This window comes from Mesorhizobium sp. J428 (genome assembly GCF_024699925.1).
Lineage (GTDB): Bacteria > Pseudomonadota > Alphaproteobacteria > Rhizobiales > Rhizobiaceae > Mesorhizobium_A.
In genome coordinates, this window is the sequence record NZ_JAJOMX010000001.1 from 1,945,164 (window position 1) to 1,963,350 (window position 18,187).

Consider the following 18,187-nt stretch of genomic DNA (forward strand, 5'->3'; position numbering starts at 1 on the left):
CGCTACTCCGGGAACTTCGACACGATGATGAACATTGCGGTGCCGGCCAGCATGGTAACGAACGACCAGGTGTAAAGCGCCAGCGCGAAGGGCTGGAACAGCATCAGAAAGCCGACGCCGATGAGGGCAGTGGCGATGTTTTCCAGCGGCCCGCGGCGGAGGAACTTCGGCCAGGATGTGCGGCTTGTCTGCGTGCTCATTTCCGCACCGCCCCGAATGTGATGCCGCGAAGCAACTGCTTCCTCAGCAGGATGGTAAACACCAGGATCGGCACCAGGAAGATCGTCGTCCCGGCCGCGACAGCCGGCCAGTCCTGCCCACCCTCGCCGATGATCGTGGGGATGAACGGCGGCGCGGTCTGCGCGGTGCCGGAGGTGAGCAGCGAAACGAAGGCATATTCGTTCCAGGCGAAGATCATGCAGAAGATCGCGGTTGCCGCGATGCCGGTCGTTGCCTGCGGCAGCACCACCTTCCAGAACGCCTGCAGCCGCGAATAGCCGTCGATCATCGCGGCCTCCTCGTATTCGCGCGGGATCTCGTCGATGAAGCCCTTGAGCAGCCAGACCGCCAGCGACACGTTCACCGCCGTATAGAGCAGGATCATGCCAAGCGCGGTGTCGGACAGGCCGAGCTCGCGATACATCAGGTAGATCGGGATCGCGACCGCGATCGGCGGCATCATGCGCGTCGACAGGATGAAGAACAGGAGGTCGTCCGCCAGCGGCACCTTGAAGCGCGAGAAGCCGTAGGCCGTCAGCGTGCCGAGGAAGACGGCGCAGAAGGTCGAGCCGAAGGCGATCACCAGAGAGTTGACGAAGCGCGGCAGGAAGTTCGACGGACCGGCGATCACCATGTTGCGCTTGCGCGTGGTCTCGTCGCAGAAGTTGGTCGCCGGCGGCAATGACTGTATGTATTCCGGCGTCTGCCGTGTGCGCGTCGTGAACAGGTTGCAGTAGCCTTCGATCGACGGCGTGAAGACGACCTTCGGCGGATAGGCGATTGAATCCGGCGGCGTCTTGAACGAGGTCGCAATGATCCAGGCGAGTGGGATCATCGTCACCACTGCGTAGAGGATGATGATCACGCTGGCGACGCGTTTCGACGCAGCACTTGGCTCGATGACGGAGTGGGCCGAGGCACTCATCGGCTCTTCACCTTGTTCAGGACCTTGACGTAGATGTTGGCGAGGCCGAACACCGCGACGAACAGGATGATGGCGAAGGCCGACGAGAAGCCGGTGCGCCACTTCTCGAACGCCTCGCGCTTGAGCGTGATTGAGGCGACCTCAGTGGTCGAGCCCGGACCGCCGCCGGTCAGCAGGTTCACCATGTCGAACATCTTGAAGTTCTCGATGCCGCGGAACAGCACCGCAAGCATGATGAAGGGCAGCGCCATCGGCAGCGTGATCGACCAGAACTGCCGCCAGGGCGAGGCACGGTCGACCTCGGCCGCTTCGTAGATGTAGTCGGGGATGGAGCGCAGGCCCGCGAGGCAGATTAGCATCACGTAGGGCGTCCACATCCATGTGTCGACGATGATGATCGCCCAGGGCGCCAGCCGCACGTTGGACAGCATCAGGATGTCGGTCGGCGAGATGCCGGTGACGAACGACACGGCATAGGTGAAGAGCCCGATCTGCGGCTCATAGAGGAAGCGCCAGAAATTGCCGACCACCGCCGGCGACAGCATCATCGGCACCAGGATGACGGTGGTCCAGAACGCATGGCCGCGGAACTTCCTGTCGATCAGATAGGCGAGCGAGAAGCCGATCAGCGTCTGCAGAAGGATCGTCCAGAAGACGAAATGCGCCGTTGCCTGCATGGCGAGCCACGTGTCGGAATCGGTCAGAATCCGCTCGTAGTTCTGCAAGCCCACATTCTTCACCGGCTCGTTCGGCCGGTTGGCCCGATAGTTTGTGAATGAAAGCTGGATCGCCCAGATCAGCGGGAAGATGTTGATCGCGAGCAGCAGGATCATCGTCGGCGCGATGAACAGCCAGGCCACCGCCCGGTCCGACAGCCGGCGCACCCGCACAGCGACTGGCGCGGGCGTGGCCCGGGCCGCGGTCTCGGCGGCGCGCTCGAGGATGGATGCGTTGTCGGTCAAGGTTCAGGTTCGCTTCTGGCACAGGCGGGAGGTATTTCCGGTCCGCGACGCCAAAGCGCCGCGGGCCGGGCATGGAAGGCTAGATCACATCTTGCCGTCGTCCTCGAACACCTCGGTCCAGTCCTTGACCAGACCGTCGAGCGCTTCCTTGGCCGTGCCTTGCCCGGCGACGACGTAGTCGTGGAATCGCTTCTGCGACGCCTGCAGCAGCGAGGCGTAGCTGGGCTCTGCCCAGAAGTCCTTCACGATCGCCATGGAGTCGAGGAAGGTCTGGGCATAGGGCTGGCTGGCGGCAAAGCCCGGGTCTTCCACGACGGCCTTGAGGCAGGAGAAGCCACCAAGCGACCACCACTTCTTCTGGACATCCGCGGTCGAGAACCACTTGATGTATTTGAGCGCCGCGTCCTGCTTGTCGGAATAGGCGACGACGGAAATGCCCTGGCCGCCGAGCTGGGCGAACTGGTCGCCGTCCGGACCCTTGGGATTGGCAAAGAAGCCGACCTTGTCGCCGCCGACCGACTCATCCTTCTGCAGACCGGGCCAGGTGAAGGCGAAGTTCATGTGCATCGCTACCTGGCCGGATTTGAAGGCGTCGATGCCCTCGCCCATGTAGCTGTTGGACGCGCCGGGGGGCGTGCAGCAATCGTAGAGCGTCTTGTAGAATTCGAGGCCGGCAACCGACTTCGGCGAATTGACGAAGCCTTCCATCTCGTAGGGCTTGTCCGGGTTCTCGTATTTGAAGCCGAACGAGTAGAGCACGTCCATGACACCCATGGTGACGCCCTCAGAGCCGCGCTCGGTGTAGATCGAGGCGCCATAGACGGTCTTGCCGTCGATCTCGCGCTTCTGGAAGAACTCGGCGATGTCCTTCAGTTCGGCAAAGGTCACGGGCACCGCAAGATCGCGGCCGTGCTTTTCCTTGAACGCCTTTTGAATGTCCGGATTAGCGAACCAATCCTTGCGGTAGGTCCAGCCGACCACATCGCCGAAGGCCGGCAGCGACCAGTAGTTCGGCGTGTTCTTCGGCCATTGCGAATAGCCGACGACGGTCGCGTCGACGAAGTCGCTCATCTTGATCCCTTCCTTGTCGAAGAAATCGTTGAGCTTCACGTAGTGGCCGTTCTCGGCCGAACCGCCGATCCACTGCGAATCGCCGATGATCAGGTCGCACAACTTACCCTTCGAGTTCAGCTCGTTGAGGAAGCGGTCCGCATAGTTGGTCCACGGCACGAACTCGAACTTCATGCCGATGCCGGTTTCCTTGGTAAAGTCCTTGCTCAGCTCGACGAGCGCGTTTGCGGGGTCCCAAGCGGCCCAGCACAGCGTCAGGTCCTCGGCTGCTGCGACGTTCGACAGGGCGGTCGTGGCCAAGAGGCCCGACGCCAGGCCGAACGCAGTCCTGGTGATGCGTTTCATGCCTTCCTCCCAAAAGCGAGGCGTCGGATCGACCGCCTCGAAGCCCGAAAACCCCTCCTCCGGGGCAGGTCCAGCCGGCGCGGGGCAGGCACCGGATGTTTAGTAATTTGTTTAGTGAAACAGCGATTACTAAACATCGCAAGTCGAAATCGTTGCTGCGCCGCAGCAAGATACGCCCACAGACAGGCTGGAAATCAGGCGTTCCGACGAGATGTGCGAAGAAAATGACGCAGGGTCAGAGAGATAGTGCACGATCTTCGATCGTGCAGCGCACTAAACTTTCAGTGTCACTTCTCGAACCGAGACGCGAGCGTCGCGATGCGATCCACCATCTCCGTGAATTCAGAGGCGAGCCGGTCGCGCAGCGCGAACGCGACCTCGGGATATTCTTCCATGATGCGCCGGAACAGCGACCGGTTGAGGCGGATCACTTCCGACTCCTCGTCGGCATAGGCGCCGGCTTTGCGGCGGACATGAGAGATCAGGGCCATCTCGTCGAGCGTGTCGCCCGGCTCGGCATAGGCGAAGGGCACGCGCTGTCCGTCGACGGTGCGGTAGAGCGCGATTCGGCCCTTGGTCACCACATACGCACAGTCGGCCGCCGTCTCCTCGCGGAACAGGTCCCGGTCCTTCATCAGGCGGATGTTCTCTGCGCCGAAGGCCAAAAGGCGAAGCTGTTCGTGCGTCAGCCCCTCGAAGAGCCGGACGCCGGACAGTATCCGGATATCGTCTTCCAGCGCCATGCGCGAATGCGGCCCCTCAGGCCCCCCTCCCGCCGGCGACTCAAATGCCGACTATGGAACGAGCTTGTAACCGCCGCTTTCTGTCACAAGAATTTCGGCATTGGAAGGATCGCGCTCGATCTTCTGCCGAAGCCTGTAGACATGTGTCTCGAGCGTATGGGTCGTGACGCCGGAATTGTAGCCCCAGACCTCCTCCAGCAGCACGTCGCGCGTGACCACCTTCTGGTCGGCCCGGTAAAGGTATTTGATGATCGAGGCTTCCTTCTCGGTCAGGCGCACCTTGGCACCCCGCTGGTCGATCAGGAGCTTCTGGCTCGGCTTGAACGTATAGGGCCCGACCGCGAAGGTCGCGTCCTCGCTCTGCTCGTGCTGGCGCAGCTGCGCCCTGATTCTCGCCAGCAGCACTGCAAACCGGAACGGCTTGGTGACATAGTCGTTCGCGCCGGCCTCAAGTCCGAGGATGGTATCCGAATCGGTGTCGTGTCCGGTCAGCATGATCACCGGCGCCTTGAAGCCGCCCTTGCGCAGCAGCTTCACCGCCTCGCGACCGTCCATGTCGGGCAGGCCGACATCCATGATCAGCAGATCGACAACACCGCCGCGGGCTGTCGAAACACCTTTTGTAGCCGTGCCTTCCTGGAGCACGTCGAATTCCTCGTAGAGCGACAACTGTTCGACGAGCGTGCCGCGGAGGTCGACATCGTCGTCAACGATCAGAATGGTGCGGGAGGTCATGATTCAATCCGTGGTCTGGCAATGAATTGGCTGTTGACGCGCCGTCCCTTATTCGGAACGTGAAGTGTGCGGAAGGCGATCACCGTGATTTGTTCGGCCGTGCTGTGTTCCTCATCAATGCGTGATGCCTTTTCATCATGACTGATTTCCGTCCTCCACGCACGATATTTGGTGTCAGGCGCAGGCCAGGCAAGGCCAGCCAGGGCATTCTTTCGCTGGGAGGCCGCACCTTCCGCTGCGCGCTCGGCAAGGGCGGCATCACCGCTCTCAAGCGCGAGGGCGACGGCGCGACCCCGTTGGCGGACTTGCGCGTGCTTGGCGGCTACTTCCGCCCCGACGGGGTTGTGAGACGCCGCGACCGCCTGGGCCTCACACCGATCGGCGGCGATCTTGGGTGGTGCGACGCGCCGGACGACCGCAACTACAACCGCCCCGTCCGCCTTCCTTATCCGGCGAGCCACGAGAACATGCGACGCAAGGACCGCCTCTACGACGTCTGCATCGTGCTCGACTGGAACATCAGTCCGCGCCGCCGCAACTGTGGCAGCGCGATCTTCCTGCACATCGCCCGGCCGGGCTACCTGCCAACCGAAGGCTGCATCGCGCTGTCGCCGCGCGACATGCAGGTCATCCTGCCGCTGCTGTCGACACGGACGGTGTTCCGGGTGATGCGCTGACTATTCGATCGCCGGCCCGCCGAACCAGCCGATCACCGCGCCGATGAGGATCAGCACGCCGAGCCAGTGGCCGCCGTCGATCAGCGTCAGCCCCCAGCCGAAGCCCTCGTAGCGGTGGTTGATGGCGAGGATCGTCACGACGAAACCGACCCAGAAGATGATGCCGAACATCACGCCGGCGACGACCGATGGTTCGCCGAAGGTGAGCGTTCCCAGAAGCATCGAGAACACGACCGCCATCACGAGCTCGGCGAGGAAGCTGATGACGAAAGGCGCGGCCGAGCGCTGCATCGTCGCCGGATCGAGCTTGGCGGCCGCCAGCCACGGCTTGCTGAGCAGCATGTACCAGGCGGCCCCGAACAGCCACGCGACGACAGCCGCCACGACGACGGCGATCCAGTTGATCGAAGAAATATCCATGACGTCCCCTCCACGGCTCTGGCGGCAGAGAACGCCCGGCGCGGCGCGCCGTCAAGTGTAGCGCCAGACCCTCGTCCGCTTCACGTCGGCGTCCTCCAGCGCGCGGGTGACCGGCACCTGATATTCGGCGAGCTGCGTCAGCCGCGCCTTGGGCAGGTAGGCGCGTCCCGGATCACCGACAAGCACGGCCGCCCCGCGTTCGGCCAGTCCCGTGAACCATGGGATGAGGAGATCGGCGAAAGCCCGGTCGTAGAACACGTCGCCGGCAAGGACCACCTCCCAGCCATCGTCGGTCCCGACGACGTCATCACCGGTGAACGCCACGTCGACGGCATTTGCAACCGCGTTGAGCGCGACCGCCGGCCCGCAGAACGGATCGATGTCCGCGCACAGGACGCTTCTGGCGCCGGCCTTCGCGGCCGCGATCCCCACCAACCCGGACCCGGCGGCGAAGTCGAGCACGCTCTTCCCGCGCACGATGTGCGGATTGTCGAGCACATAGCGCGACAAGCCCTGACCGCCGGCCCAGGCGAAGGCCCAGAACGGCGGCGGCAGGCCCTTTTCCTGCAACTGCTCCTCGGTGAGGTGCCACAGGGCGTGTGCCTCATCGGCGAGGTGGAGCCGGATTTCCGGCACGTGCGGCGGCGCGATCAGGGCCGTGTTCGCGAGAACGAAGTACTCGGTCGCCCCGGCGCGCTGGCCGTCACTCACCCTCAAGACCGCCCATGCGGCAGATCTCCGCCCATTCGTCCTCGGCCACAGGCTGAACCGACAGCCGCGAATTGTTGACGAGCACCATCTTGGCGAGCTTCTCGTTCGCCTTGATCTCCTCGAGCGTCACCGGCTTCGGCACGTCCTTCACGGCGCGGATGTCGACGCATTCCCAGCGCGGATCGTCCGTCGTGGTGTCGTGATGGGCGAGCGCGCAGACCTCAACGATGCCGACGACCTCCAGCCCTTCATTGGAGTGGTAGAAGAAACCGCGGTCGCCGATCTGCATGGCACGCATGTTGTTGCGCGCCTGATAGTTGCGCACGCCGTCCCACTGCTGGCCCTTCTTGCCGGCAGCCTTCTGCATCTCCCACGACCATTTGAACGGTTCGGATTTGAACAGCCAATAGGCCATCTTGTTCTCCTCAGGCGTTATCCGGTTTGCCGAACACCCAGTTCCATGGCCGCACGTCCGTCGACGCGAACAGGCCGGCCTTCGCGTAGGGGTCTTCCGCGAGGATCGCCCTGGCGGCATCGAGATTGTCGGCTTCGATCGACACCAGGCTGCCGTTGGGCTTGCCGTCGGCGTCGAGGAAGGGGCCAGCGAATTTCAGGATGCCCTTGTGGGTCAGGTCGTTGAGATAGGCGACGTGGTCCGGGCGCGTGTCGAGACGCACCTGCAGATGTCCCGGCTTGTCCAGTGCGACGAGTGCAAACAGCATGACTATCCTTTCTAATCGTCCTCGGCCCTGAGCGGCCTCGAAAGCAGTTCCCCAACGGCGCGATCGATCGTCAGCGTGCCTGCAAGCATCCGGTCGACCGCATCGGTGATCGGCGCGCGAATGCCGCGATCGGCCGCGATCGTTGCCGCGATGCCGGCCGTCGCCACGCCTTCGGCGAGCTTCATGCCGACAAGACTGTCCCCGCGCCCCAGTGCCAGCCCGTAGGCGAAGTTGCGCGACTGGGCGGAGCCGCAGGTGAGCACGAGGTCGCCGAGGCCGGAGAGTCCCATCAGCGTCTCGGGCCGCGCACCGAACGATGCGCCGATGCGGCGCAGCTCTACGAAACCGCGCGTCACCAGTGCCGCCTGGGCGCTGGCGCCAAGCCCGGCGCCGACCACCGCGCCGGCGGCGATCGCGAGCACATTCTTCAGCGCGCCGCCGATCTCGACGCCGACGAGGTCATCCGAGGAGTAACAGCGGAACTGGGGCGCCGACAGAAGCCGCGCCAGCGTCGCGGCAAGCTCTGCGTCTTCGGCCGCCACGGTGACCGCGGTCGGCAGTCCTCGCGCCACGTCGGTGGCGAAGCTCGGTCCCGAGAGTGCTGCCGGCGGGTTGTCGGGCAGTATCTCGCGGATGATCTCCGACAGCCGCTTGCCGGAACTGCGCTCGATGCCCTTGGCGCAGATCACCACCGGCACGCCGGGACGGATGCTGCCGACGAGCCGCGACGCCACCTCGCGCAGCGCCTGCGCCGGGGCGACGGCCAGCACGCACTCCGCGCCGACGAGCGCGGCGTCGAGGTCGTCTGTCGCGGCCAGCTCCGCGTCGAGCGCGATGCCGGGCAGGTAGCCGGGGTTCTCGTGCCGTTCGTTGAGCGCACGCACCGCATCCGCATCGCGCATCCAGAAAGTGGTCGCATTGCCGCCGCGCAGCGAGGTGAGCGCCAGCGCCGTGCCCCAGGCGCCCCCGCCGAGAACAGCGACCTTCATGCCTTGGCTCCGCGCTTGCCGGCGCCGATCAGCGGCGCGGCACTTTCGTCCAGCGGCCAGCGCGAGCGCGGCGCGAAATGCATCGCCTCGTCCGGCTCGATGCCGGCGCTCAGCCGCTCCAGCCCCGCCCAGGCGATCATCGCCGCATTGTCGGTGCACAGCTTCATCGGCGGCGCGAGGAAACGGAAGCCGTTCCGCTCACAGACCAGTTCGAGCGCCGCCCGGATCGACTTGTTCGCCGCCACGCCGCCCGCGACGACGAGCGTCGGCTGGGTTTGGCCGGGGAACATGCCGCGAAACCGCGCCAGGCTGCGCGCGACGCGGTCCTGCAGCGTCTCGCCCACCGCTGCCTGGAACGACGCGCAAATGTCGGCGATGTCCTTCTCCGACAGAGGTGCGATCGCCGTCGCGGCCTGCCGAACGGCGGTCTTCAGACCCGAGAAGGAGAAATCCGGCCGCGCCTCGCCCTTCAGCGGACGCGGGAAGTCGAATCGCGAGGCATCGCCCGCAAGTGCGGCCTTCTCCACGTTCGGGCCGCCGGGATAGGGCAGTCCGAGCAGTTTCGCCGTCTTGTCGAACGCCTCACCCAGCGCATCGTCGATCGTCGAGGCCCAGCGCTCGTAGTCCCCCACCCCGCGCACGAGGATGATCTGCGTGTGGCCGCCGGAGACCAGCAGCACCAGATAGGGGAATGCAACGTCGTCGACCAGCCGCGCCGCCAGCGCATGGCCTTCGAGATGGTTCACCGGATACAGCGGCTTGCCGCTTACGCTTGCCAGCGCCTTGCCCGTCATCAGCCCGACGATCAGCCCGCCGATGAGCCCCGGCCCGGCGGTCGCCGCGATGCCCTCCATGTCGGCCAGACCCTTGCCCGATTCCTGCAAAGCGGCCTCGATGATCCCGTCCAGCGCCTCCACATGGGCGCGCGCGGCGATCTCCGGCACCACGCCGCCGAAGGCCGCATGTTCATCGATCTGGCTGAGCACGACGTTGGAGAGGATCTGCGGACGGCCGTCGGCGTCAAGCGCGACGACCGAGGCGGCGGTCTCGTCGCAGCTCGTTTCGATGCCGAGCATGAGGCGTGTCGGTTTCACCAGCTGCATTGCCGAATTGTGGACACCTGGCTAGGGAATGATACTGAGAGTGCCCGGCCGATCCGGACCGGCAGGGGTTATCACGGTCCGCACATCATGCAAACAGAACTGTTCAGGATAGGCACGCGAGGCAGCGCTCTGGCGCTGGCGCAGGCGCACGAGACGCGGTCCCTGCTGATGCAGGCACACGGCCTGCCGGAAGAAGCCTTCGCCATCGAGATCATCTCCGTCACCGGCGACCGCATTCAGGACCGCTCGCTCTCCGAAGCCGGCGGCAAGGGCCTGTTCACAAAAGAGATCGAAGAGGCGCTGCTCGACAGGCGCATCGACATCGCCGTGCATTCCTCGAAGGACATGCCGACCCGGCTGCCGCCCGGACTCGAACTGTCGGCCTTCCTGGAACGGGAGGACCCACGCGACGCGTTCATCGGCCGCACGGCACCGACGTTGAAAGGACTGCCGCCGGGCGCCGTGGTCGGCTCCTCCTCGCTGCGCCGCCAGGCGCTGATCCGCCGCATGCGGCCGGACCTCGAAGTCGTCACCTTCCGCGGTAACGTGCAGACCCGCCTGCGCAAGCTGGCCGAGGGCCAGGTGGACGGCACGATGCTGGCCAATGCCGGGCTCCGCCGGCTCGGCCTCGCGCACGAGATCACGGAACTGCTGCCGCTGGACGAGTTTCCGCCCGCGCCCGGCCAGGGCGCGATCTGTGTCGAGCAGCGGTCGGGAGACCTGCGCGCAGCGGCGATGCTCGAGCCGATCAACCATCGCGAGACCGCGACGGCGCTGGTCTGCGAGCGCGCCTTCCTCGGCGCACTGGACGGCTCCTGCCGCACGCCGATCGCCGGCTACGCCCGGATCGAAGGGGACCGGATCCTGTTCTCAGGACTGATCCTGACGCCGGACGGCACGAAATCGCACGACGTCGCGCTTGAAGGCTATGCCGCCGAGGCCGAGTCCATCGGCCAGCAGGCAGCCCGGATCGTCCGCGAAAAGGCCGGCGAGGAATTCTTTGACGGCTGGGCCTGAACCGCTGCGCCGCGTGCTCGTCACGCGGCCCGAGCCAGGCGCGTCGGCGACCGCGCGGGCGCTGCGGCTGGCCGGCTTCGAACCGGTCGTCCTGCCGCTGACGGAGATCCGCCCGCTGCCGGCCAAGCCGGTCGACGCGCAGGCGATCGACGCCGTCGCCATCACCAGCGCCAACGCGCTTCGCCACGCCTCTCCTTCGCTGCTGGCAGAGCTCGCGAGATGCCCGCTCTACGCGGTCGGTAAGGCCACCGCCGAGACCGCGCGCGAGGCAGGCTTTTTGAACATTTCTGTTGGGCCGGGCGACGCCGACGGCCTCGTCCGGCTCATATGCGACAGGCTGGGGGCGGACGCGACCGTCGCCTATCTCTGCGGCAGGCTGCGCCGGCCGGACTTCGAGGAGGGCCTTCGACAGCATGGCATTCGCCCGGTTCCCGTCGAAACCTACGACACCCTCACCGCCAGGATCGGCAAAGACGCTGTACGCCGGCTGGGCACGGCGCCCTTCTTCACTGTCCTTGTCCATTCCGCCGAAGCTGCGAAGGCGCTGGCAACGCTGGCCCCCGACCCGGCTTTTGTGCCATTGCTAGCGAACGCCCGACTAGTGGCAATCTCGCGCCGCGCGGCGGAGCCTGCCGCGCCTCTCTTCCCCGAGCGGATAGTGATTGCGGAGGAGCCGAACGACCGCGCGATGGCCGCGGCGCTGTCCGGGCTCCTCTAGCCGCGCCATACTGCCACCCTTTTCATCCTGTCGAATAGCCGGTAGTCATCGGACCGGTCCCGGAGGGTTCCGACATCGGCCGGCGTCAAGCGCGGGGAGCATGAAGATGGTGAATTCGCCGAAGATCCGGCATTCGAAGCCGCGTCGCGACCCGGTGACGATCGATCTCGACGCCGAGCCCGTGAAATCCGAACCCGTGAAGCCCGAAACGCCCGCGCCCGCAGCTTCGGCCAAATCGCCTGAGCCCACCCCGGAGGCGAAGTCTCCGGAAAAACCCTTGCTCGACGAGACCGTCTCGAAGCCGACCGCTGAAAGCGGCGCGAAGCCGCCGTTCGGCCGTGAGCAGCCCTCCGCATCGCCGCAGCAGACAGCCGGCGCCGACAAGTCCTCCCCGAAAACCCCGCCGCCGTCTCCGCCGCGTGCCGAACCGCGTCGTGGCGGCGTTTCGGCCATTGCCGCCGGCCTTCTCGGCGGCGTGGTCGCGCTCGCCGGCGCAGGCGCGCTGCAGTATGGCGGCGTGTTGCCGTCGCTCGGCGGGAATTCGACGGCGACCGCCGAGATCGAGGCCCTGCGCGGCGAGATCGGCGCGTTGAAGAACCAGGTCGCCGCTGTCCCGGCCACGGAAAACCTTGCTCCCCGGCTCGACGAGCTTGCCGCGGCGCTGAACGAGACCCGCACGCAGCTCCAGTCCCTGCAAGCCGGCAGCGGCGCATCGCCGGAAGCGGCAGCGGCGCTGGAGGAACGTTTCAAGGCCCTCGAAACGGCGCTTGCCTCCGTTCAGCAGGGCGGTGCGAACGTCGATCTCACGCCGGTGACACAGCGCCTCGATGCGCTCGATGCCGCCGTGGCAGAGGCGAAGCAGGCCGCCGCCGGTGCGGCGGCCCCTCTCGAACAGCGCCTCGCCGCGCTGGAGGCGCAGGTGGGCGAACTCGGGGGCAAGGTCGCCGAACAGGCGGAACAGCCGAGCGCGGCGCTGGCCATCGCAGCCTCCGCGCTCAAGGCCGCCATCGACCGCGGCGATCCGTTCATGACCGAGCTGGAGACCTACGCGTCGATCGCGCCGCAGTCGCCCGAGATTGAAGCCCTGCGCGGCATGGCGGCGACCGGCGTGCCCTCGCGCACCGCGATCGACGACGCTTTCCCGCCGGTCGCCAACGCGATGATCGCCGCCACGAATGTGCAGGATCCGAACGCCGGCTTCATCGACCGCCTGGTGTCGAGCGCCCAGTCGCTCGTGCAGGTGCGACCGGTCGGCACGGTGGAGGGCGAGGATGCCCCCGCCATCGTCGCACGCATGGAGGTCGCGCTGAAGAAGGGCGACTATGCCGGCGCCGGCGCCGAATACGACAAGCTTCCGGAGCCGGCCAAGGCGGCGGGCGCCGATTTCATCGCCAAGGTCAAGGCGCGTCAGGCAGCCGACGGGCTGATCGGCACAATCCTGTCCGCCGCGCTCAAGGCCTGAGCGCAAGTCCGTTTCCGGGGGTCGACCGATGTTCCGTATCCTGTCCTTCCTGATCCTCGTCTTCGCGCTCGGTCTCGGCTTTGCCTGGCTCGCCGAGCGGCCGGGCACGCTCCTCGTGACGTTCAGCGGCTACCAATACGAGGTGACGCTGATGGTCGCCGCGGCGATCGTGACTGCGCTTGTCGCCGCCGTCATGATCCTGTGGTGGCTGGTCAAGAGCATCTGGAACAGCCCCTACACGATCTCCCGCTATTTCCGCGTGCGCCGCCGCGACCGCGGCTACCAGGCGCTCTCGACCGGCCTGATCGCCGCCGGCGCGGGCGACGCCGATATGGCCCGCCGCAAGCATCGCGAGTCCGTCAAGATGCTGAGCGCCGACCAGGAGCCGCTGCTGCATCTCCTGGAGGCGCAGGCCTCCCTGCTCGAAGGCGACCATGCCGCCGCGCGCAAGAAATTCGAGACGATGCTCGACGATCCCGAAATGAAGCTGATCGGCCTGCGCGGGCTCTATCTCGAGGCCGAGCGGCTGGGAGACCGGGGCGTCGCGCGCCATTATGCCGAGCAGGCGAGCGCTGCGGCGCCGCAGTTGTCATGGGCCGCCAACGCCGCGCTCGAATCGCGTATGCGCGACGGCGACTGGGATGGCGCGCTGCGCCTGCTCGACGCGCGGAAGCCCATTGGCGCGGCCGAGAAGGAGGCCGCCGCGAAGAACCGCGCAGTGCTGCTGACGGCCAAAGCCATCAACCTGTCGCATGTCGATCCGCTCGCGGCGAAGAACGCGGCGATCGAGGCGAACAGGCTCGACCCGGGCCTCGTTCCCGCCGCCGTCATCGCGGCCAAGGCGCTCTTCCGCCAGGACGACCTGCGCAAGGGGGCGAAGATCCTCGAGGCAGCCTGGAAGAAGGAGCCGCATCCCGAGATCGCCGACGCCTATGTCCATGCCCGCCACGGCGATTCGGCGATTGACCGGCTCAAGCGCGCCCGCAAGCTGGCGGAGCTGCGCACCAACAACGCCGATTCCTCGCTCGTGGTCGCCCGCGCCGCGCTCGAAGCCGGTGAATACAGGGCCGCCCGGGAGGCCGCCGAAGCGGCGGCGCGGCTTGCGCCCCGCGAGGCGGCGTTCCTGCTGCTCGCCGATATCGAGGACGCGGACGGCGGCGACCAGGGCAAGGTGCGCGAATATCTCGGACGCGCGGTGAAGGCGCAGCCCGATCCGGCCTGGACCGCCGACGGCATCGTTTCCGAGAAATGGGCACCCTTCTCGCCGGTCACCGGCAGGATCGGCGCCTTCGAATGGCGCGTGCCGGTCGAGCGGATCGGCCAGGTGATCGAGCAGGCGCCGCAGGTCGTGGACGGCCCTGCCCCCGAGCCGGAGCGCGTCACCCCGCCTGCCATCATCCAGCGGTCGGAGCCTGCACCCGCCCGTGCGGAGGTGGTCGACGCCGAGATCGTCCCTGTGCCGGCCAACGACCGCTATCCGCCGATCCAGCCGCCGGAACCCGCCGCTGTCCCGCCTGCGCCCGCTCCGGAGACGCCGGCCAAGGCGGAGACACCTGTCGAACAGAAGCCGCAGAGCGCGCCGCCGGGGCCGCCCGCGCCGACCGTCGCCACGATCCTGGAAGAGCCCCCTGTTCCGCCTATTCCCGACGATCCGGGCGTCGATCCGGACTCCGCCGGGGAGAAGGAAGCCCGCCGCTTCCGACTCTTCTGACGGTTGCCGATCGGCCAGAACGCGTTAGATTTCAAAGGCGCCGATTCGGGCGTCGCAACTCCCTGCCTGTCGGTCCCACTTCATGTTCGAGCGTTTTCTTGCCTTCATAAGGGAACTCACCGGCGAGGAGACGGCCGGGCGCCGCCTCGGCACGGATCATCCAGCCGTGGCCGCCGCAGCGCTTCTCTTCGTCGTCATGGATGCGGACGGCGAGCGCGCCGAATCCGAGCGTAAGATCCTCGAGGAGGAGATCGCAGCGACCTACGACGTCCACGGCGAAAAGCTCGCCGAGATCATTTCTGCAGGCGAGAAGGCCCAGCAGGAATCGGTTGACCTCTACGCCTTCACCAGCATTCTCAACCAGCATCTCGATCACGAGAGCCGCATCGAATTCGTCGGCATGATGTGGGAGATCGTCTATGCCGACGGCGTCCGCACCGAAGTGGAGGACAACATCGTCTGGCGCGTCGCCGAACTGCTGCATGTCGAGAGGAGCGACAGGATCAGGATGCGGCACGAAGTCGAAGAGCGCCGGCCGGGATCATCTGGAACGAAAGATGAAGTCGAGACGGACTGAGATTTCCGAGCGGCCGAAGATCCTCACGGTCCTGCATCAGGAGCTGTCGAGCCCAGGCCGTGTGGGGCAAATCCTCGTCGCCAGCGGCTTCGATCTCGACATCCGCCGGCCGCCGCTCGGCGATCCCCTGCCCGAGACGCTCGAAGACCATGCCGGAGCGGTCATCTTCGGTGGACCGATGAGCGCCAACGACCCCGACGAGTTCGTCAAGCGCGAGACCGACTGGCTGGCGGTGCCGCTCGGCGAGAACAAACCGTTCCTCGGCATCTGCCTCGGCGCGCAGATGCTGGTGAACCATCTGGGCGGCAAGGTCGGCGGGCGCGAGGACGGCAAGGTCGAGATCGGCTGGTATCCGCTGAGGCCGACCGAAGCCGGCCGCGAGATCTTCGACTGGCCGGACATGGTCTACCACTTCCACCGCGAGGGCTTTTCGCTGCCCTCCGGTGCGACGCTGCTGGCCTCCGGCGAGCATTACGAGAACCAGGCGATCCGCTACGGCGACAATGCCTGGGGCGTGCAGTTCCACGCCGAGCTGACCCGCGCCATGATGCATCGCTGGGTGGTGCGCGGCGCGCAGCGCTTCGAGCTGCCGGGCGCGCAGGTCGGCCGCGATCATCTCGAAGGCCGCATGCTGTGGGACATCCGGCTGCGCGCCTGGCTGGGGGAATTCCTTGAGCGGATCTTCGGAGCCGCTGACCCGAGGCAGGCGGTGACGCGGGCGCGGAAAGCCTGATCCGCTGGCTTAGACCCGCCCGTTCAGGTGCCTGACCTTGCGCAGCGCCGGGAAGAGCACGCCCCACAGCCCGGCCACCGCGATCGCGCCGACGCCGCCGAAGACGACGGCCGGCACGGTGCCGATCAGCGCCGCCATTGTGCCGGCGCGGAATTCGCCGAGCTCGTTCGACGCGCCGACGAAGACCATGTTCACCGCATTGACCCGGCCGCGCACCCTGTCGGGCGTCCACAGCTGGATCAGCGTCTCGCGCACATAGACCGAGATCATGTCGGTCGCGCCGAGCATGGCGAGCGCGAAGATCGACAGCCACGGGATCGTCGACACGCCGAAGACGATGGTGAAGACGCCGAACATCGCGACGAAGAACAGCATGACCAGGCCCGCATGGTCGCGGATCGGATGGCTGGTCAGCCAGACCGCCACCATGATCGCGCCGATGCCGGGCGCGGCGCGCAGCAGCCCCAGTCCCCACGGGCCAAGCTCGAGGATGTCGCGCGCATAGACCGGCAGCAGCGCCACGGCGCCCGACAGGAGCACGGCGAAGAGGTCGAGCGAAATCGCGCCCAGCACGATCTTCTCCGACCAGATGTAGCGGAAGCCGGCGAAGATCGTCTCCAGCGATGTCTTCTCTGTCTCGGAATGCTGCGTCGGCTTCGGTATGCTCAGGATGAGCACACCGGCGGCCAGCATGAACGCCATCGCGACCGTGTAGGCCGCCTCCGCCGACAGGCCATAAAGCAGGCCTCCCGCCACCGGGCCGACGATCGTCGCCGTCTGCCAGGCGGATGAATTCCACGCCACCGCGTTGGCGAAATCCTCCGCCGGCACGAGATTGGCGACGAGCGAGGCAGAGGCCGGCGCGAAGAAGGCGCGCGCCACGCCGAAGACGAACAGGATCGCGAAGACCTCCGCGACGCCGGTGAGACCGCGCAGCGTCAGAAGCAGGATGGCCAGCGCGCACAGCGCCTCCAGGAAGGCGGCCAGCGCCATGATCAGCCTGCGCCCGAACCGGTCGGCCACGGAACCGGTGACCAGCACGAGCAGCAGCGACGGCGCGAACTGGATGATCCCGACGAGGCCGAGATCGAACGGATCGCGCGTCAGGTCGTAGATCTGCCAGCCGACGGCGACGGAGACGACCTGCGTCGCGAACGTGGTGAGAAACCGCGCCGCCCAGTAACGTGAGAAGGACGAATGGCGGAACGCGGCGAAGCGATGGGTGGAGGCGGAGGAATCAGGAGGCATGACCCAGGAGGGGGTGAGTTGGCGCCAGCATGAAGCCCCCTTAGACCAGTTCGAGCGACTGCGCGCGCGAAATCACGCGGCTGGCCCAATCTTTTGACGCTGCCTTGTCGACGGCCCACAACCCGCCATGATGGCACGTCAACCATTCAGGAGTTGGCGGAGACAGGAAATGCCGCGTCTAATTCTGCTTGTCGTCTGCGCCGTCGCCGGCGCAATCGCGCTGTACAAGCTCTACCAGTTCCTGCGCACACGCCAGTGGGACTGGACCGGCGTGGGCGTCGCCATCCTCTTCATCCTGCTCGCGATCTGGCTCCGTCACGAGACCGGCACAGGCGGACTGTTCGGCTAGGGATCAGCGCGACGACGAGCGTCCGGCGAAGAGCGCGGCCGCCAGGCCAAGCACGATCAGCCCGACCGCGACCGAGGCTGCCGGATGGCTCCTGACGCTCTCGCTTGCATACCTGGCTTGGCGGCGCATCTGATCCATCGTCGGCGCGAGCGAATCGCGAATTTCCTCCACGAGGTCGGCGGCGCTGTCGCGCGCATCGGAATAGGACTGCGCACCTCGCTTTCCCGCCTGGCGACGCAGCGTCTTCAGCTCTTCCTGCAGCGAATGGATCTGGTCCGCGAGGCGGCCTTCGACATCCTTGCGGGCGTTCAGGAAATTCATGGACATGGCAACACCTCGTTCGTCGTGACGATCGTCGCCACACAAACGCGGCCGCGCGGTTTGGGTTCCGCTCAGACGCCCAGCAGCAGCGCCGCCAACGCAAGCGCGGCCGGCAAGGCCTGGATGTAGAGGATCTTGATCCCCACGGTCGCAGCGCCGAAGAGGCCGGCGACGATCACGCAGCCGAGAAAGAACACCTTCACCGCGAAGCCGGCATCGCCGAGCCACAGGCCCCAGACGAGGCCGGCGACGAGGAAGCCGTTGTAGAGCCCCTGGTTCATCGCCAGCGTCTTCGAGGCGGCCGAGAACTCCGGCGTGGTGCCGAACGCCTTGCGGCCCGCGGGCGTGTCCCAGGCAAGCATCTCGAGATAAACGATATAAAGATGGATCAACGCGACGACGGCGGTCAGGACGTTGGCGATCATGGCA

General features: G+C 66.4%; 23 protein-coding genes. 8 read left to right on the plus strand and 15 right to left on the minus strand.

The features are described from left to right. Positions 1 to 2: 2 nt before the first annotated feature. The 6 genes from LRS09_RS09740 to LRS09_RS09765 all read right to left on the minus strand — a co-directional run bounded on the left by LRS09_RS09740 (position 3) and on the right by LRS09_RS09765 (position 5,000). A complete protein-coding gene (locus LRS09_RS09740; protein WP_257805665.1) occupies positions 3 to 200 on the minus strand; it encodes a hypothetical protein in 198 nt (65 codons plus the stop codon). After that, positions 197 to 1,144 carry a carbohydrate ABC transporter permease gene (locus tag LRS09_RS09745; RefSeq protein ID WP_257805666.1) on the minus strand — a complete coding sequence of 316 codons (948 nt, stop codon included), beginning with the start codon at positions 1,142 to 1,144 and terminating at the stop codon, positions 197 to 199. The genes LRS09_RS09740 and LRS09_RS09745 overlap by 4 nt, the downstream gene beginning before the upstream one ends. Continuing rightward, the gene (locus LRS09_RS09750) at positions 1,141 to 2,106 is read right to left on the minus strand and encodes a carbohydrate ABC transporter permease (RefSeq protein ID WP_257805667.1); all 966 of its coding nucleotides are present in this window, start codon (positions 2,104 to 2,106) and stop codon (positions 1,141 to 1,143) included. Before LRS09_RS09750 ends, LRS09_RS09745 begins: the two co-directional genes overlap by 4 nt. A gap of 84 nt (positions 2,107 to 2,190) precedes the next feature. Continuing rightward, on the minus strand, positions 2,191 to 3,522 hold the full coding sequence (locus LRS09_RS09755) for an ABC transporter substrate-binding protein (RefSeq protein WP_257805668.1): 1,332 nt from the start codon (positions 3,520 to 3,522) through the stop codon (positions 2,191 to 2,193). Between the two features lie 287 nt (positions 3,523 to 3,809). Further along, positions 3,810 to 4,265, minus strand: coding sequence for a Crp/Fnr family transcriptional regulator (locus LRS09_RS09760; protein WP_085467361.1), 456 nt, complete (start codon positions 4,263 to 4,265; stop codon positions 3,810 to 3,812). A gap of 51 nt (positions 4,266 to 4,316) precedes the next feature. After that, entirely contained in the window at positions 4,317 to 5,000 is a 684-nt protein-coding gene (locus LRS09_RS09765) for a response regulator transcription factor (RefSeq protein ID WP_085467362.1), read from the minus strand. Between the two features lie 137 nt (positions 5,001 to 5,137). On the opposite strand from LRS09_RS09765, the gene LRS09_RS09770 reads away from it, so the two are divergent. Further along, a complete protein-coding gene (locus tag LRS09_RS09770) occupies positions 5,138 to 5,677 on the plus strand; it encodes a L,D-transpeptidase (RefSeq protein ID WP_257805669.1) in 540 nt (179 codons plus the stop codon). On the opposite strand, the gene LRS09_RS09775 is transcribed toward LRS09_RS09770, so the two are convergent. The 6 genes from LRS09_RS09775 to tsaD are packed head-to-tail and all read right to left on the minus strand — an operon-like array spanning position 5,678 to position 9,595. Next, on the minus strand, positions 5,678 to 6,097 hold the full coding sequence (locus tag LRS09_RS09775) for a DUF1761 domain-containing protein (RefSeq protein WP_257805671.1): 420 nt from the start codon (positions 6,095 to 6,097) through the stop codon (positions 5,678 to 5,680). 51 nt (positions 6,098 to 6,148) lie between these two features. Continuing rightward, on the minus strand, positions 6,149 to 6,808 hold the full coding sequence (locus tag LRS09_RS09780) for a methyltransferase (protein ID WP_257805677.1): 660 nt from the start codon (positions 6,806 to 6,808) through the stop codon (positions 6,149 to 6,151). Further along, entirely contained in the window at positions 6,801 to 7,223 is a 423-nt protein-coding gene (locus tag LRS09_RS09785) for an EVE domain-containing protein (RefSeq protein WP_257805694.1), read from the minus strand. The genes LRS09_RS09780 and LRS09_RS09785 overlap by 8 nt, the downstream gene beginning before the upstream one ends. A 10-nt stretch (positions 7,224 to 7,233) precedes the next feature. Beyond that, positions 7,234 to 7,530 carry a YciI-like protein gene (locus LRS09_RS09790; RefSeq protein WP_257805705.1) on the minus strand — a complete coding sequence of 99 codons (297 nt, stop codon included), beginning with the start codon at positions 7,528 to 7,530 and terminating at the stop codon, positions 7,234 to 7,236. Between the two features lie 11 nt (positions 7,531 to 7,541). Next, the gene (locus tag LRS09_RS09795) at positions 7,542 to 8,519 is read right to left on the minus strand and encodes an NAD(P)H-dependent glycerol-3-phosphate dehydrogenase (RefSeq protein WP_257805707.1); all 978 of its coding nucleotides are present in this window, start codon (positions 8,517 to 8,519) and stop codon (positions 7,542 to 7,544) included. Next, positions 8,516 to 9,595, minus strand: coding sequence for a tRNA (adenosine(37)-N6)-threonylcarbamoyltransferase complex transferase subunit TsaD (gene tsaD / locus LRS09_RS09800; RefSeq protein WP_257810167.1), 1,080 nt, complete (start codon positions 9,593 to 9,595; stop codon positions 8,516 to 8,518). The genes LRS09_RS09795 and tsaD overlap by 4 nt, the downstream gene beginning before the upstream one ends. A gap of 114 nt (positions 9,596 to 9,709) precedes the next feature. Here tsaD and hemC point away from each other — a divergent pair, with 114 nt between their 5' ends. The 6 genes from hemC (at position 9,710) to LRS09_RS09830 (ending at position 15,840) form a co-directional block, all read left to right on the plus strand. Beyond that, positions 9,710 to 10,639 carry a hydroxymethylbilane synthase gene (hemC, locus tag LRS09_RS09805; protein WP_257805712.1) on the plus strand — a complete coding sequence of 310 codons (930 nt, stop codon included), beginning with the start codon at positions 9,710 to 9,712 and terminating at the stop codon, positions 10,637 to 10,639. Then, positions 10,623 to 11,357 (plus strand): uroporphyrinogen-III synthase, encoded by a 735-nt coding sequence (locus LRS09_RS09810; protein WP_257805720.1) that lies wholly within the window; start codon positions 10,623 to 10,625, stop codon positions 11,355 to 11,357. The genes hemC and LRS09_RS09810 overlap by 17 nt, the downstream gene beginning before the upstream one ends. Before the next feature lie 106 nt (positions 11,358 to 11,463). Next, positions 11,464 to 12,819 (plus strand): COG4223 family protein, encoded by a 1,356-nt coding sequence (locus tag LRS09_RS09815; protein ID WP_257805727.1) that lies wholly within the window; start codon positions 11,464 to 11,466, stop codon positions 12,817 to 12,819. Positions 12,820 to 12,847: 28 nt separating this feature from the next. Beyond that, the gene (locus LRS09_RS09820; protein WP_257805729.1) at positions 12,848 to 14,530 is read left to right on the plus strand and encodes a heme biosynthesis protein HemY; all 1,683 of its coding nucleotides are present in this window, start codon (positions 12,848 to 12,850) and stop codon (positions 14,528 to 14,530) included. Between the two features lie 82 nt (positions 14,531 to 14,612). Further along, positions 14,613 to 15,107 (plus strand): TerB family tellurite resistance protein, encoded by a 495-nt coding sequence (locus tag LRS09_RS09825; protein ID WP_257805731.1) that lies wholly within the window; start codon positions 14,613 to 14,615, stop codon positions 15,105 to 15,107. Beyond that, positions 15,088 to 15,840: a glutamine amidotransferase gene (locus LRS09_RS09830; RefSeq protein WP_257805733.1), complete on the plus strand. Its 753-nt coding sequence runs from the start codon at positions 15,088 to 15,090 to the stop codon at positions 15,838 to 15,840. Before LRS09_RS09825 ends, LRS09_RS09830 begins: the two co-directional genes overlap by 20 nt. A 9-nt stretch (positions 15,841 to 15,849) precedes the next feature. Here the strand turns inward: LRS09_RS09830 and LRS09_RS09835 are convergent, their stop codons facing one another. Next, a complete protein-coding gene (locus tag LRS09_RS09835) occupies positions 15,850 to 17,088 on the minus strand; it encodes an MFS transporter (RefSeq protein ID WP_257805751.1) in 1,239 nt (412 codons plus the stop codon). Positions 17,089 to 17,257: 169 nt separating this feature from the next. Here LRS09_RS09835 and LRS09_RS09840 point away from each other — a divergent pair, with 169 nt between their 5' ends. After that, positions 17,258 to 17,437, plus strand: a complete 180-nt coding sequence (locus tag LRS09_RS09840; RefSeq protein ID WP_257805754.1) for a hypothetical protein — start codon at positions 17,258 to 17,260, stop codon at positions 17,435 to 17,437. 3 nt (positions 17,438 to 17,440) lie between these two features. Here the strand turns inward: LRS09_RS09840 and LRS09_RS09845 are convergent, their stop codons facing one another. Both LRS09_RS09845 and LRS09_RS09850 read right to left on the minus strand, forming a co-directional pair. Further along, positions 17,441 to 17,764 (minus strand): hypothetical protein, encoded by a 324-nt coding sequence (locus LRS09_RS09845; protein WP_257805755.1) that lies wholly within the window; start codon positions 17,762 to 17,764, stop codon positions 17,441 to 17,443. A gap of 65 nt (positions 17,765 to 17,829) precedes the next feature. Then, on the minus strand, positions 17,830 to 18,183 hold the full coding sequence (locus LRS09_RS09850; RefSeq protein ID WP_257805757.1) for a DUF1304 domain-containing protein: 354 nt from the start codon (positions 18,181 to 18,183) through the stop codon (positions 17,830 to 17,832). Between the last annotated feature and the right edge of the window lie 4 nt (positions 18,184 to 18,187).